The following is a 13937-nucleotide window of genomic DNA, read 5'->3' as shown; positions in this document are numbered from 1 at the left end:
CAGAGGCGGAATCGAACCACCGACACGCGGATTTTCAATCCGCTGCTCTACCGACTGAGCTATCTGGGCAACGGGGGGTATTAAACGGATTTCGGCTAACCAAGTCAACTTATTTTTTAGTTGCCTGAATCGTTAGCTTAATACTTGAGCAAAGAGGGCGTTTTTCGTCCCTTTCTGCCTTAAAGTTGTAAATTCAGATTGGAATTAACAACGGGCGGGGACAAGCCCCCCCTCCAATTTTTTAGTTTGCCGATGTATCCAAAGGAGCAAAAGATTTGACTAATTGATCCAGTTCTTGCATTTGCTGCAGATAAGGTTCCAGTTTCGCTAAAGGTAAAGCACATGGACCATCACATTTCGCTTCATTTGGATTTGGATGGGCTTCGATAAACAACCCAGCCAAGCCTAAAGCCATGCCAGAGCGGGCTAATTGAGCAGCCTGCGCACGACGACCATCAGCTGAATCAGCTCTGCCACCCGGACGTTGTAAAGCGTGAGTAGCGTCAAAAATCACTGGCGCATACTGCTTCATATCGTCCATGCCTAACATGTCGACGACCAGATTGTTATAGCCAAAGCTGGAGCCTCGTTCGCATAAAATCACTTTGTCGTTACCAGCTTCCTGAAACTTGGTGATGATATGGCGCATTTCGTGAGGGGCTAAAAACTGTGGTTTTTTCACATTAATCACAGCACCGGTTTGCGCCATGGCGATGACTAAATCGGTCTGACGGGCTAAGAAAGCCGGTAACTGAATCACGTCTACCACTTCGGCCACAATAGCCGCCTGATAAGGTTCATGCACGTCAGTGATCAGTGGCACATTGAAGGTTTTTTTAATTTCTTCAAAAATCTTTAAGCCCTCTTCCATGCCTGGGCCTCGGTAAGAATGCACAGAAGAGCGGTTGGCTTTATCAAAAGAGGCTTTAAAGACATAAGGAATGCCCAGCTTTTCTGTGATTTTGACGTAATACTCTGCCACTTGCATGGCTAAATCACGCGACTCTAAAACATTCATGCCACCAAAGAGCACAAAAGGTTTGTTATTGGCCACTTCAATAGCGCCAATCTGAATACTATGTTGGTTTGTCACTGTAAATTCCTCAGACAAGATACCGTTGCTTGTGCTAATACCCAAAGTAATTGAAGTTGCAGGGCGGCGACAAGCGAGTGAGACCCCAGCAGCATAGTTGTCCTATGTGACTGGGGCGAGCACGCGCAGTCAACAAAGCTGCGGCTTCAAGTAAGAAGGGTATAATACCTCTAATGCAGCCACTGTGGGTAGGACGACAGCTGGCGGATTTGTTGTTTCATATGCTCATTGGATGGATCGTCCGGCTTTTGATCAACAAAATACTGATAATCACTAATAGCCAAAGACCAATGATCCAACAGCTCAGACAATAAACCACGCTCCCGGCGTAAATAAGGGTCCCCGGGTTTTTGCTCCAGCAAATGCTGCACTACAGCCAAAGCCTGTTCTCGTTTGCCCAGCGCCAACAGCAGTTGCTTTTGCAATTGCCAAAGTCCAGCACAAAAACCAGCGAAATTAACAGCTTCGGTCGCAAGTTCTTGAGTAAGGCTCAAGGCCAAACCATTTTCCGGGTTTAACAAACATTGCCAGGCACCGGTATAAGGGTCGACCCAGACTTTCTCCAGACTTGATAAATGTACCTGAACTAAATATTCGCCTTTGTATCGCACTATGTCACAGTCGAAACCCGCTTGCTGTAACCAGCACAATAGCAAAAGTATCAGCACCAAAGGATCAGCTTCGCGTTGGTTGATAGCATAACAAAGCAAAGTAGGCTGATGCATTTCTTCAATCAGTAAAGGTTTGATAGGTGGAGTAAAAAAGGCATGCCGATAGAAACGATCAATATGATGGGCCAATGCATTCATGCTGAGCTCTTTTTCAGCCTGAAGCGGTGCCAAAGCAAACCAGCACGCTTTTGCCTGCTGAATTTGTCCGGCATCTGCCCACTGCTGTTCTATCTCCAGCAATAACTCAAGCAGGGCCGAACCCTGCTGCTTTAACTCAAATTTCATGTACCACTCAATATCACAAAAAAGAGCAAGGCGGTTTTAACCAAAAGCACTCTTCACTAAAAATCGTATTTAACCCAAAAACAGCGGAGTTTTCGTCATAGCCACTTTGGCAATCAGCACCAGCCAGCTTAAGGCTCCGACAAAACCAATCCAGCGCATCAGCAAAGTGCGACCTTTAAGCGCCATCACAGCTAAACCAATATAAGCGAACAAACCAAAAAGTTTTTCAGTCAGCCAAGGCGTTTGGAATGGGTATTGCTGAATAGTCAGCATCAGGCCTATGGCTGTCAGCAGCAACAGGGTATCCACCACATGAGGCGCAATTTTAAAGAACTTTTTTTGCAGCAACTCAGGCGCTTTTAAACTCAACAAAAACCGTACAGCCAGGAAAGAGACACTCAACGCAATAAACAACATATGAGAGTGTTTTAATGCCATATACATAACAAGAATCCTTAAAAAGGTTTAACTTCTGCATAATAACAAAGCCACCCGCAGGTGGCCTGGTTCACCAATGAGTAGAACTCATTCTTCATCCGGGTATTTTTGCAGTATTGCTTCGAGTTTGTCGACCCGGGTTTTAAAAATTTCGACCAGTTTAGGGTCAAAATGCTTGCCAGACTCACTACTGATTTTCTCCAGCACCTGCTCTAAAGTCCAGGCCGATTTATAACAGCGTCTGTGGCGTAATGCATCATAAACATCAGCTAAAGCTGCAATACGACCATAAATATGAATCTCTTCTCCCTTCTTGCCTGCCGGGTAACCAGAACCATCCCATTTTTCATGATGGTCCTGCGCTATCACAGCGCCAGCCTGGATGATAGTACGTTTGGAGTTCTTTAAAATTTCATAGCCAATACTGGCATGAGTTTTCATCACCTCCCACTCCTGACCATGCAGCTTCATTGGTTTATTCAATATGCCGTCGGGAATGCCCACTTTGCCAACATCATGCAAAGGTGAAGCAAACATCAGTTTTTCAGCTTCTTCCTCAGGTAAACCATAAGCTTTGGCCAGGTCGTAACAAATAAAGGCCACACGTTTAACATGATTGCCCGTTTCAATTGACCTGTGTTCCACAGCTTCACTTAAACGGTAAACAATTTCCCGCTGCGTATCTTCAATTTCGCTTTGCAGCTGCACGTTTTCGTAGGCAATTTGCACATTTTGTGAAAAGAGTTCGATAAGACGTTTTTGCGTTTCAGTGATCTGATTTGGTAAACCAGACACATAGAGCAAGGAACCTGATGTGAACTTACTGGTGCAGTAAGCCACTAGATAATTGTCACGATAGACAATACTGCGACTACTTAGTGCTTGATGAAATGCGTCCAGTAATGCGGGCTCCAGCACATCGCTGATTTGTTTGCCTTCCTGTTTTTCAAATTGACCAAGACCTGCAAACACCACCAAACGTTCCGGATCCTCGTCTTCATTGATATTGCCTGCAACCAAGGACGAAGTGACCAGCAAAGCGTTATCATTACAGCCCAAAATAGAAGTCAATTGCTGTAAAACACCGTCGATAAACTGCTCCATCGAATGGGCAGAGAACAGATCAGCTGAGGCAGTAATAATTTTTTCAAGGCCTTGCCGACTGTGATCAATAGCCAGAATATCGCGATAAGAGCGAAGACTCGACATCACCACAGTAAAGAGTTTTTGCGCCGTCAATTCAGTTTTAGATTTGTAATCGTTGATATCGTAATTCACTATGACCTGACGTTCAGGAGCCTGACCGGGCTGACCTGTACGCAAAATAATACGCACATAATGATTATGTAGTTCCTCACGAATATAACGGGCAACCAGCAAGCCAGCATCGTCGGTTTCCATCACCACATCCAGCAACACTATGGCAGCGTCTGTGTGTCTGGCCAGCATTTCTTTGGCCTCGCGGCCTGAGTAAGCACTGATAAACTCAAGGTTCTTCCCTTGAAAGGAAAAGTCGCTTAACGCCAATTTGGTTACTGCATGAACTTCAGGCTCGTCGTCGACTATTAATACTTTCCAACTACCACGGGAGACATAAATTTCTTCCTCGAGTTCCTCAGCAAATAAAAAATCATTTGCCATGCCACACTCCTTTAGCTCGTTGCGTTTTTATCGCTTTGTGTTTATTTATATGCGCTAAACAGGGATGGGTCAAAGCAAAGTCGTTGAAAATATAAATATTTTGTAGTCGACACTAAAGATTAGCTCCAGATTTGCAACACGCATGGCTTTTGATCCAGGCTAAGGTGTTGCTGGTGACCCAGCAAAGTCAAGCACACAGCTCTGTCCTCATAGATCCGCGAGAGTCTGCAGAATAGCTGTGCGTGTGCTTTCTTCTTGCTGCTCACGACTTATGCCTGGCGTGCCATCAAAGAGCTGACGGCCATAACGGCCAAATTGTGAGTGATTACCGCCTACTATTTCTACCCATTTGGTCTGGGATGGAAGTAGCGCACTATTCCTGATGATTTGTTCCTTCGGAGCAATACTATCTCTTGAACCGTAGATTTTTGTCACTGGGATACGAAGAAAAGATAAGTCGTCATTTTTTGGATGCGTTGTGGCTATTAAAATCAACGCCGACAGGTTTGCTGAGTCAGTGCGCGCCATTCTTGTAGCTAAGGCCCCTCCAAGTGAATGTCCGGCGATGGCCCAGTTTTTTACCTTTGAATGAGTCGAAATCATAGTGCGGGCGCGCACAAGTGCAGCCTCTTTGTGCGATTCAAAGGGCGCAAAACGGTAAGGTAATTTGATAATAAACACTGCAATACCCGATTCAGCAATGGGCCTGAGTAACGGAGCATAAGCATCTGCCGCTATACCAGAACCGCAAAAAAACACCAATGCAGTGTGGCTTTTTGTATCAGAAGGCAAGAAACTCAAGCTTGTTGAATCTTGCTGAACTAAGACGCTGCTATCACTGAGTAAAGTACTTTCATCAACTCCGCTTGTCCTTACCGAGTTTGCCAACCACGACATCACAAAAATCGCCCATGTTATAAATGCAAGACGGATCCAGGAGCGAATGCGCCAGCGCTTTATTAGGTTCTGCACTATCAGCTCCTTCACAGTCTTCGACTGACAAGCCGCAACGGGATATGGTTCATGCACATGTGCCAGATGCCATCAGATAGCTGTCGATAGTAAATAATCTAAGCAGTAAAGTCTTGCGCGCCTCCAATATAATCATCAGGTCATGACCTATAGTTCTGCCCGTTCTGTTAAAGTCCTTGAAGCATTTTGAACTGCTTTGCCATCCGGGATTGAGATGGGTGCTGCTTCGCTTGAACAGATGAGAGAACAAAACCGCCGCAGCTTAGCATGTTGCAAAGTCGTTCAGGCTGTTCCCCGGGGCGACTCCACGAGATAGTTGCAGGCTCGCAAACGGGGCGTTACAAAATCCAGAAAGACTCTCAGCTTCAAAGGCAATGGCGACTGACCTGCATGCACAAGACTAACTGGCCGCAACTCAGCTTTAAACTCCTCAAGTACAACCTCAAGCGCTCCATTAGCTACAAGCTCTGCAACCTGATAGGAAAGTACATTCGTTAATCCCAGTCCTTTGACTGCAGCGGCAATAGCAGCTTCGGCAGTGTTGACCATCAGACGGGAGCAAACCTGAACTGAAACCGCTGATTGTCCCACCATAAAAATCCAGGACCCTGTCGGGAAAAGTCCTTCGAACATGATGCATTGATGCTTTGCCAAATCAACCGGATGTCTGGGAATACCATTGCGGCTCAAATACGCAGGACTTGCGCACACCAAAGGTCTGGTAGCTCCAACTTTAGTTGCTACAAGGCTACTGTCGGGCAAGTGACCAATCCGTACTGCAGCATCCACATGCTCCTGTAACAGATGCACCTGACGGTCTGTCAAGGCCAGATGAACATTAATGTCAGGGTATAGTGTCAGAAATTCAGCCACAATAGGCACAAGGTGCAAGCGTCCAAAAACTATCGGCGCAGTCACCACCAGTTCTCCTTTAGGTGCAGCGTATTCACCTGTTGCGGCGCGCTCCGCCTCAGCTATGTCCTCTAAAACACGACGGCATGCTGCGACATAAGACTGTCCCGCATCGGTTAACGATAACTGGCGGGTCGTACGATTGATTAGGCGGGTTTTCAGGTGAGACTCCAGCTCGGCCACTTTACGGCTAACTGTCGCCAGTGGCATGCCGAGGTGGCGCCCGGCAGCCGAGAAACTACCGGTATCCACAACGGCCAGTAAAACGGACATGGAATGAAGGCGGTCCATAAAATTCTCAAATATTGAAATTATTAATCTCAAATTTAGCGGATTATCTTTATAAATGGAATGAATTACAGTCTGGTTTGTCTACAACGACATTCATTTTTCAACTCTGAAGGACAAATTATCATGACTTTAATTCACACTCCTGCAACGATAGACGCAGCTCCCCCCCGTTCGCAGCCACTGCTCGAAGCTGTTCAGCGGCAGCTTGGAGTTGTTCCCAATTTATTTAGATTGGTTTCTAACAGCCCTGCTGCGCTGGAAGGTTATCTCAGCATGTCGGGAGCACTTGCAAAGGGCTCTCTTCCTGCTCCGACCCGCGAGAGGGTTGCCCTGGCTGTATCGCAGATCAACGGCTGCGATTATTGCCTGTCTGCTCATACCTATCTTGGCAAGAACCTCGCGGGACTCAATGATGAAGAAATTCATGCTAATCGCAGCGGTCGCTCAAATGAGGCAAAAGCTGACGCCGCAGTGCGCTTTGCAGCTAAAGTGGCACAAGAGCGCGGTCAGGTATCAACGAGTGATGTGCGTGTAGTACGTGACGCCGGCTATAGCGACGAGCAGATAATTGAGATAGTTCAGCATGTCGCGCTGAATATCTGGACCAACTATATCAACCTGGTGGCCGCAACTGATATCGATTTTCCACTTGTAAAATCCGGCGACCTCTAAGCAGTTATTCTGCCTTGCGTCGTTACTGCTGGTGCCGACGCAGGTGTTATGCAACGAACCAATCTCTGGATATTTTGCGGCAAGATCAGGCCTGACGGCTAGCGGCAAAATTCAGCTTTAATTTCAGGTTCCAGCGGGCTGCTGAATTAGCATAAGTAACAAATTTAGGCATGCTTTAAATCTGTGGCACAAAAAAGAAACTGTCAGCCAGTAAACACCCCACCGCTGATACGCCACTGACCACCGTAGTCTTTTACCGATTGCACAGAGGTAAAACCTGCATCGGTTAAAATCTGCTGTACAGCATCTCTTTGCTGATAGCCGTGTTCCAGCCATAGCCAGCCGGATGGAGTCAAATACTGCGGTGCTTGAGTGCAGATATGGCGAATATCGGCCAGGCCTTGTTCTGGCGCCACTAAAGCGGAGTCGGGCTCAAAACGTACATCGCCTAAAACTAAATGTGGATCTTCTGCATCTATATAAGGGGGATTGCTGACAATTAAATCAAACTGCTCGCCTGTCACTGCTGCAAACCAGCTACTTTGTTTGATCTGGCAATTGGCCAAAGCCAAAAGCTGAACATTTTGCTTTGCCAGTTGTACAGCTTCTGGTTGTAAATCCACACCGGTCACTGTCCAGTGTGGTTTTTCTTTGGCTAAGGCCAAAGCTATAGCTCCGGTGCCAGTGCCTAAATCCAGCACTTTGGCTGTTGCAGGCAAAGGCAAAGCCAAAGACTGTTCAACTAAAAGTTCGGTGTCGGGTCTTGGTATTAAAGTGCAAGGCGCTACGGCGAGTTTAAAATCCCAGAAATACCAATAGCCCAGAATATGCGCCAGAGGCTCGCCGGTCAGACGACGATTTAATACAGGCCTCAATTGCAACAACTGAGATTCGCTGAGTTCGCGCTCTGGATACAGCATCAAAGTGGTTGCACTAATATCCAGCACTTCCAGCAGCATACGCCGCGCTTCCTGTTTTGCATCTGCAGGTACAGGGCTGGTTTCAAGCAGGGGAGTCAGTAACGCAGTGGCGTGCTCCAGCCACTGCGTCAACGTCAGGCTATTAACGGTTTTCATCAGCCAAAGCAGCTAACAAGTCAGCCTGGTGTTCATGGCTTAATGGGCCAATCACCAGATCTAAATCCCCTTCCATCACGTCTAATAAACGGTAGATGGTCAGGTTAATACGGTGATCCGTTAAGCGGCCTTGCGGGAAGTTGTAAGTACGGATACGTTCAGAACGATCACCGCTACCCACTAAAGAGCGACGGGTCGATTCTTCCTGTAAACGACGTTTTTCATCTTCAGCTGCCTGGATACGCGACTGCAACACAGCCATAGCGCGGGCGCGGTTTTTATGCTGCGAACGTTCGTCCTGACATTCCACTACTATACCTGTAGGTAAGTGAGTGATACGAATAGCGGAGTCTGTTCTGTTGACGTGCTGACCACCGGCCCCCGAGGCGCGGTAGGTATCTACTTTTAAATCAGCAGGATTAATTTCGATGGCTTCGCTTTCTGGTACTTCCGGCATAATGGCCACAGTACAGGCTGAAGTATGTACCCTGCCCTGAGATTCAGTGGCCGGTACACGTTGCACGCGGTGACCACCGGATTCAAATTTTAAAATACCGTAAGCGCCTTCGCCCTGAATGCTGGCGATCACTTCTTTGTAACCACCATGCTCACCGTCGTTGCAGCTGATAATTTCTACTTTCCAGCGTTTGCGTTCACAAAAACGACTGTACATACGGAACACGTCACCGGCAAAAATTGCAGCTTCATCACCACCAGCACCGGCACGAATTTCAAGGAAACAGCTGTTGCTGTCGTTTGGATCTTTAGGTAACAACAGAATTTGTAAGTCCTGATCCAACTGTTCTATGCGTTCTTTGGCGGCTTTGAACTCTTCCTGCGCCATGTCACGCATATCCGGATCAGAATCTTTCATCATGTCTTCAGCGCTGACCAGGTCGTCCTGCGCCTGACGGTATAAACCAAAGGTTTTGCTCAGCTCTTCCAACTGACTGTACTCTTTGGACAGTTCCCGAAAACGACTTTGGTCAGAAATCACACCAGCGTCACTTAATAACGCCTGAACTTCTTCATAACGTTCGACCAGAGCTTCGAGTTTGCGGTACACCGATTCTTTCATGTTGTTTCTATTTACCTGATTACAGATCTAACAAAGTGTTGATCAAAGATTGTTGTTGAGGCTGCTCGTCCTGCAGTAACTGTCTGAGCGCCTTGGTTGGTGCATGCATCAACCTGTTGCTGAGTTTAGTCGCAAGTTCAGCCACTACTTTTTCCGGGTCCTGCCCTGCTGCAATTTGTTTAGTTGCTTTAGCCAGCAATTCGTCCCGAATGGCTTCGCCTTTGTCGCGATAATCCCGTACTACGTCTAACTGGCCGTGCAAACTCAGCCACTGACTGAATTCTGTCACGCCCTGCAATATCATTTGCTCAGCTTCGGCTGCAGCTTCCTGACGGTTCTGCAGGTTTTGCAGCACTATGGACTGCAAGTCATCCACTGTATACAAATAAGCGTCTTCCAGCTCTGACACTTGTTCTTCAATATCACGTGGCACAGCTAAATCGACGAAAAACATTGGCTTGTGACGGCGTTTCTTCAGCGCCTGCTCCACCATACCTTTACCAACTATAGGCAAGGTACTGGCAGTGGAGCTAATCACCACATCGGCATTGGCCAAAGCTTGTGGCACCTGGGCCAGACTGACGGCTTCACCGTTAAACTGGCTGGCTAAAGCCGCAGCTTTATCATAAGAGCGATTGGCGACAGTAATTTTTTCCGCGCCCTGCTCTAATAGATGTTTCGCCACCAGCTCTATGGTCTCACCTGCACCAATCAGCAGCACTTTGACTTTGCCGAGCTGACCAAAAATTTGCCGCGCCAGACTGACTGCAGCAAATGCCACTGATACAGCACTGGCACCAATGTCAGTTTCAGTGCGAACTTGCTTGGCAACTGAAAAGGTCTTTTGAAACAACCGCTCAAAAGCCGGATTAATAGTACCGGCCTGACGCGAATGGCTATAAGCCTGTTTCACTTGTCCCAGAATTTGCGGCTCACCCAGCACTAAAGAATCCAAACCGCAAGCCACCCGCATTAAATGACTGCTGGCCTGCAGATCCTGATGCAGGTATAAATGATGCTGCAATTCGACCAGGTCCAACTGATGAAATTTGCTCAGCCAGTCAATTACTTGTTTCGATTGCTCTGGGCTGCCGCTAAAATACAGTTCAGTTCTGTTACAGGTAGACAAAATCACAGCGTCAGACACCTGGGTCGTCGTTGTCAGATCCCTTAAGGCGTCCAAAATTTGTTCAGGCGCAAAAGCGACCTGCTCACGTAAGGAGACAGGTGCAGTTTTATGGTTAATACCTAAAGCAAAAATGATCATTCACCTGTGTGGCCCGTTTCGAAAAAACAGGCATTCGTCAAAAAGAGGGCGAATTGTACGAAAAAGCCCAAACTAAAAAAAGCGTAGAGAAGGAATTAGTGTGTTTGCAGCGATAAAAACTGGTTGTTTTGTAGTTTTCAGTCTGATTTTGACAGGTTGTGCCAGCAACAGCAGTCAGTTAAAACCTGTTGTTCCTCTGTCGGCACAACAACGCCAGGCGCAATTGGAGCAATTGCAGGAGTTTACTCTGACCGGGGCTTTAGGTGTAAAGGCGCCTCAGGAAAGTGTCAGCGGTAGTTTAAACTGGCAGCAACAAGGGCCTTATTTTCAGGCCAGCATGACTAACTTTGTTGGCATCAGTATTTTTGAACTGGAAACAGACGCTTTGGGCGCTACGGTCAAAGCAGATGGCGAAACTCATCAAGCCCAGTCAGCCAGCGCTCTGCTGGATTATTTATCCGGCTGGAGTTTACCCATAGAAGAAATGCCGCTCTGGCTTAAAGGTGTGGCAAGCCCGGAAAGTTTTAATCATCAATGGGATGCACAAGGTCGTTTAACCAGCTTTACCCTAAAAGACAGCCAGCAACGTGACTGGCAGGTCAGTTATGTGGCGTTTTTTCCCGATGCCTTAGCCTTACCCAAAGAAATCCGGCTAAAAGCCCAGGCCGATGGCAGCAGTATTAAGCTGGTGGTGCGTAAATGGCAACTTTAACTTTATCAGCGCCGGCCAAACTGAATTTATTTTTACATATCACAGGCCGCAGGGCTGACGGATACCATAATCTGCAAACCTTGTTTCAAATGCTCGATTGTGGCGACCAGCTTAGTTTTACACTGACCGAAGAAGCTGCAATCGACTTTAGTTGTTCTGATAAAAGCATAGAAAACGACAGCAATCTGGTGATGCGCGCAGCTAAATTACTGCAGCCTTTAGCTGCGGATAAGGCTGGCGTAAAAATCCATCTGGATAAACAAGTGCCTATGGGTGGCGGCTTAGGTGGCGGTTCGTCCGATGCGGCGACCACACTGCTGGCATTAAACCAGTTATGGCAGTTAAAGCTATCAAACGCACAGCTTTGTGAACTGGGCTTAAAATTAGGTGCCGATGTTCCTGTTTTTATATTCGGAAAAACAGCCTTTGCAGAAGGGGTTGGAGAAAAATTACAACCCGTTAGTCTGCCGGAAAAATATTACCTGATTGTGACGCCAGATCTGCATGTCAGCACGGCGGAAGTCTTTGGCCATGCTGATTTAATCCGTAATACGCCCGTCATGTCGGTAAAAGATCTACTAGACTGTGAGTGGAAAAATGACTGCGAAACTCTGGTGAAACGGCTCTACCCCGAGGTTGCAATGGTACTGAACTGGTTGATAGAATACGCGCCGTCCCGAATGACAGGTACCGGCGCCAGTGTGTTTGCCGAGTTCCAGGATGAATTAAGTGCCCGTCAAACCCTTGCAAAACTGCCACCATCATGGCGGGGTTTTGTTGCTAAAGGGGTCAATCAGTCTGCTGTCCTGACTGAATTGGAACAAGCCGTATGACGCACAGCAGGCGACATAAAAAGCCTGCTGCATTATTAACCGGACTCACAAACTGCCCTGAGGATCCTACCGTGCCCGACATGAAGATTTTCGCTGGTAACGCCATACCAGAACTCGCCAAGAAGATAGCCAGCCGTTTATATATCAAGCTGGGCGATGCCGAAGTCGGCCGTTTTAGTGACGGTGAAGTCTGTGTACAAATCAATGAAAACGTCAGGGGATCTGACGTTTTTATTATCCAGTCTACCTGTGCACCTACCAATGACAACCTGATGGAGCTCATTGTCATGGTAGACGCGTTACGCCGCGCTTCTGCCGGCCGTATTACTGCTGTAATCCCTTACTTTGGTTATGCCCGCCAGGACAGACGTGTACGTTCTGCCCGTGTGCCTATCACTGCCAAGGTAGTGGCCGACTTTTTATCCAGCGTCGGTGTAGACCGTGTATTAACAGTGGACTTACACGCTGAACAAATTCAGGGTTTCTTCGATGTACCAGTGGATAACGTTTTTGGTAGCCCGGTATTGCTGGAAGATATGCGCAAGCGTGAATTTGTTGCTCCTGTGGTGGTATCACCGGATATCGGCGGTGTAGTGCGTGCCCGTGCTATCGCCAAACTGCTGAATGACGCCGACTTAGCCATTATCGACAAGCGTCGTCCTAAGGCCAACGTGTCTCAGGTGATGCATATCATTGGTGATGTGAAAGATCGTGACTGTATTATTGTCGATGACATGATTGATACAGGTGGTACTTTATGCAAAGCCGCTGAAGCCTTAAAAGAACAAGGCGCCAAACGGGTTTTTGCTTACGCCACTCACCCGATTTTCTCTGGCACTGCCGCTGAGAACATCAGAAACTCAGTGATTGATGAGCTGATCATCACCGACACTATTCCATTAAGTGCAGAAATGCGCGCAGTCAGCAAAGTAAAACAGCTAACCTTAAGTGATATGCTGGCCGAATGTATCCGTCGTATCAGCAACGAAGAATCTATCTCTTCCATGTTTGACTAATTTCAGACTGAAGATTTGAAAAAGGCACCGTTCGGTGCCTTTTCTTTTTGTAGCTTTCATTTGCAGCCTTAAGGCTGCAGTGATACCATAGCGCGCTTTTTTGCGTCGGCAGAATTTCACTTCGCCGGGTAAAAAGGCTTCTTCCTGGGGTCAGGTCGCGGAACTCAGGGTCTATTAATTTTTGGAGAATACCATGTCAAACGCCATTTACACGTTAAATGCAGAAGTCCGTGCTGATTTAGGGAAAGGTGCGAGCCGCCGCCTACGTCACGCAGACAAAGTACCAGCTATCATTTACGGTGGTCACAAAGAAGCTCTGTCTATCACTTTAGATCACTCTAAATTGTTACAAGCTCAGGCTAACGAAGGTTTTTACACTCACATTCTGACTATCGTTGTTGGCGGTGAAGAAGTAAAAGCTATCGTTAAAGCTATGCAACGTCACCCGTTCAAGCCAAAAGTTATGCACGTTGACTTCCAACGCGTAGAAGCTGGCCACGAGTTACACACTGTAGTTCCAGTACACTTCATCAACGAAGCTGCTGCTGTGAAAAAAGGTGGCGTAGTTGCTCACCACATCAACGAACTGGCTATCACTGTGTTACCACAGAACTTGCCAGAATTCATTGAAGTGGACTTAGCCAACGTTGAAGTAGGTGTAACACTGCACCTGTCAGACCTGAAAGTTCCTGCTGGCGTAACTATCACTGAGTTAGCCAAAGGCGCTGGTCATGACCAAGCCGTTGTTACTGTGAACAAGCCTGCTGGCAAAGCAGACGAAGACACAGCTGAGTAATGACTGAAGCAATTCAGTTAATTGTGGGCCTGGGTAATCCAGGCCCAGAATACAGCCAGACCCGCCACAACGCAGGTCAATGGTTTGTAGAACAACTTGCCCGCCGCTATAACGTATCTCTTCGTCCTGACAGTAAATTTTTTGGCCTGACTGGTAAATTTGTCACCCAGGGTCAGGAATATAA

At 47.2% G+C, this 13937-nt stretch carries 14 protein-coding genes and 1 pseudogene; 6 read left to right on the top strand and 9 right to left on the bottom strand.

All coding sequences use genetic code 11. The annotated features are described in order from the left end of the window. Window positions 1-241 precede the first annotated feature (241 nt). The 6 genes from kdsA to LDL40_RS18060 form a co-directional block, all read right to left on the bottom strand. The gene (gene kdsA / locus LDL40_RS18085; RefSeq protein ID WP_300996874.1) at window positions 242-1093 is read right to left on the bottom strand and encodes a 3-deoxy-8-phosphooctulonate synthase; all 852 of its coding nucleotides are present in this window, start codon (window positions 1091-1093) and stop codon (window positions 242-244) included. 170 nt (window positions 1094-1263) lie between these two features. Further along, entirely contained in the window at window positions 1264-2049 is a 786-nt protein-coding gene (locus LDL40_RS18080) for a tetratricopeptide repeat protein (RefSeq protein WP_300996873.1), read from the bottom strand. Between the two features lie 69 nt (window positions 2050-2118). Beyond that, window positions 2119-2493 (bottom strand): SirB2 family protein, encoded by a 375-nt coding sequence (locus LDL40_RS18075; protein WP_300996872.1) that lies wholly within the window; start codon window positions 2491-2493, stop codon window positions 2119-2121. 81 nt (window positions 2494-2574) lie between these two features. After that, window positions 2575-4128, bottom strand: coding sequence for a response regulator (locus tag LDL40_RS18070; protein ID WP_300996871.1), 1554 nt, complete (start codon window positions 4126-4128; stop codon window positions 2575-2577). A gap of 207 nt (window positions 4129-4335) precedes the next feature. Further along, a complete protein-coding gene (locus tag LDL40_RS18065) occupies window positions 4336-5100 on the bottom strand; it encodes an alpha/beta hydrolase (protein ID WP_300996870.1) in 765 nt (254 codons plus the stop codon). A gap of 282 nt (window positions 5101-5382) precedes the next feature. Then, window positions 5383-6285, bottom strand: coding sequence for a LysR family transcriptional regulator (locus LDL40_RS18060; RefSeq protein WP_300996869.1), 903 nt, complete (start codon window positions 6283-6285; stop codon window positions 5383-5385). A gap of 141 nt (window positions 6286-6426) precedes the next feature. Here LDL40_RS18060 and LDL40_RS18055 point away from each other — a divergent pair, with 141 nt between their 5' ends. Continuing rightward, complete coding sequence (locus LDL40_RS18055; protein WP_300996868.1) at window positions 6427-6975, top strand: carboxymuconolactone decarboxylase family protein; 549 nt, start codon at window positions 6427-6429, stop codon at window positions 6973-6975. 203 nt (window positions 6976-7178) lie between these two features. Here LDL40_RS18055 and prmC read toward each other — a convergent pair whose 3' ends face one another. The 3 genes from prmC to hemA are packed head-to-tail and all read right to left on the bottom strand — an operon-like array spanning window position 7179 to window position 10396. Then, window positions 7179-8051: a peptide chain release factor N(5)-glutamine methyltransferase gene (gene prmC / locus LDL40_RS18050; RefSeq protein ID WP_300996867.1), complete on the bottom strand. Its 873-nt coding sequence runs from the start codon at window positions 8049-8051 to the stop codon at window positions 7179-7181. Beyond that, the gene (gene prfA / locus LDL40_RS18045) at window positions 8038-9129 is read right to left on the bottom strand and encodes a peptide chain release factor 1 (RefSeq protein ID WP_300996866.1); all 1092 of its coding nucleotides are present in this window, start codon (window positions 9127-9129) and stop codon (window positions 8038-8040) included. Before prfA ends, prmC begins: the two co-directional genes overlap by 14 nt. Window positions 9130-9148: 19 nt before the next feature. Continuing rightward, window positions 9149-10396 (bottom strand): glutamyl-tRNA reductase, encoded by a 1248-nt coding sequence (hemA, locus tag LDL40_RS18040; protein WP_300996865.1) that lies wholly within the window; start codon window positions 10394-10396, stop codon window positions 9149-9151. Window positions 10397-10496: 100 nt separating this feature from the next. On the opposite strand from hemA, the gene lolB reads away from it, so the two are divergent. The 5 genes and pseudogenes from lolB to LDL40_RS18015 all read left to right on the top strand — a co-directional run. After that, the gene (gene lolB, locus LDL40_RS18035) at window positions 10497-11108 is read left to right on the top strand and encodes a lipoprotein insertase outer membrane protein LolB (RefSeq protein WP_300996864.1); all 612 of its coding nucleotides are present in this window, start codon (window positions 10497-10499) and stop codon (window positions 11106-11108) included. Next, window positions 11096-11941, top strand: a complete 846-nt coding sequence (gene ispE, locus LDL40_RS18030; protein ID WP_300996863.1) for a 4-(cytidine 5'-diphospho)-2-C-methyl-D-erythritol kinase — start codon at window positions 11096-11098, stop codon at window positions 11939-11941. Before lolB ends, ispE begins: the two co-directional genes overlap by 13 nt. Window positions 11942-12021: 80 nt before the next feature. Continuing rightward, window positions 12022-12957, top strand: coding sequence for a ribose-phosphate pyrophosphokinase (locus tag LDL40_RS18025; RefSeq protein ID WP_233280404.1), 936 nt, complete (start codon window positions 12022-12024; stop codon window positions 12955-12957). A gap of 193 nt (window positions 12958-13150) precedes the next feature. Then, complete coding sequence (locus tag LDL40_RS18020; protein ID WP_300996862.1) at window positions 13151-13753, top strand: 50S ribosomal protein L25/general stress protein Ctc; 603 nt, start codon at window positions 13151-13153, stop codon at window positions 13751-13753. Continuing rightward, a pseudogene (locus LDL40_RS18015) lies at window positions 13753-13937 on the top strand (aminoacyl-tRNA hydrolase); the annotation flags it as partial. The gene LDL40_RS18020 and the pseudogene LDL40_RS18015, both read left to right, overlap by 1 nt.

This window comes from Rheinheimera sp. (assembly GCF_020217005.1).
GTDB lineage: Bacteria > Pseudomonadota > Gammaproteobacteria > Enterobacterales > Alteromonadaceae > Pararheinheimera.
This window is presented reverse-complemented; position numbering and strand designations above follow the sequence as displayed.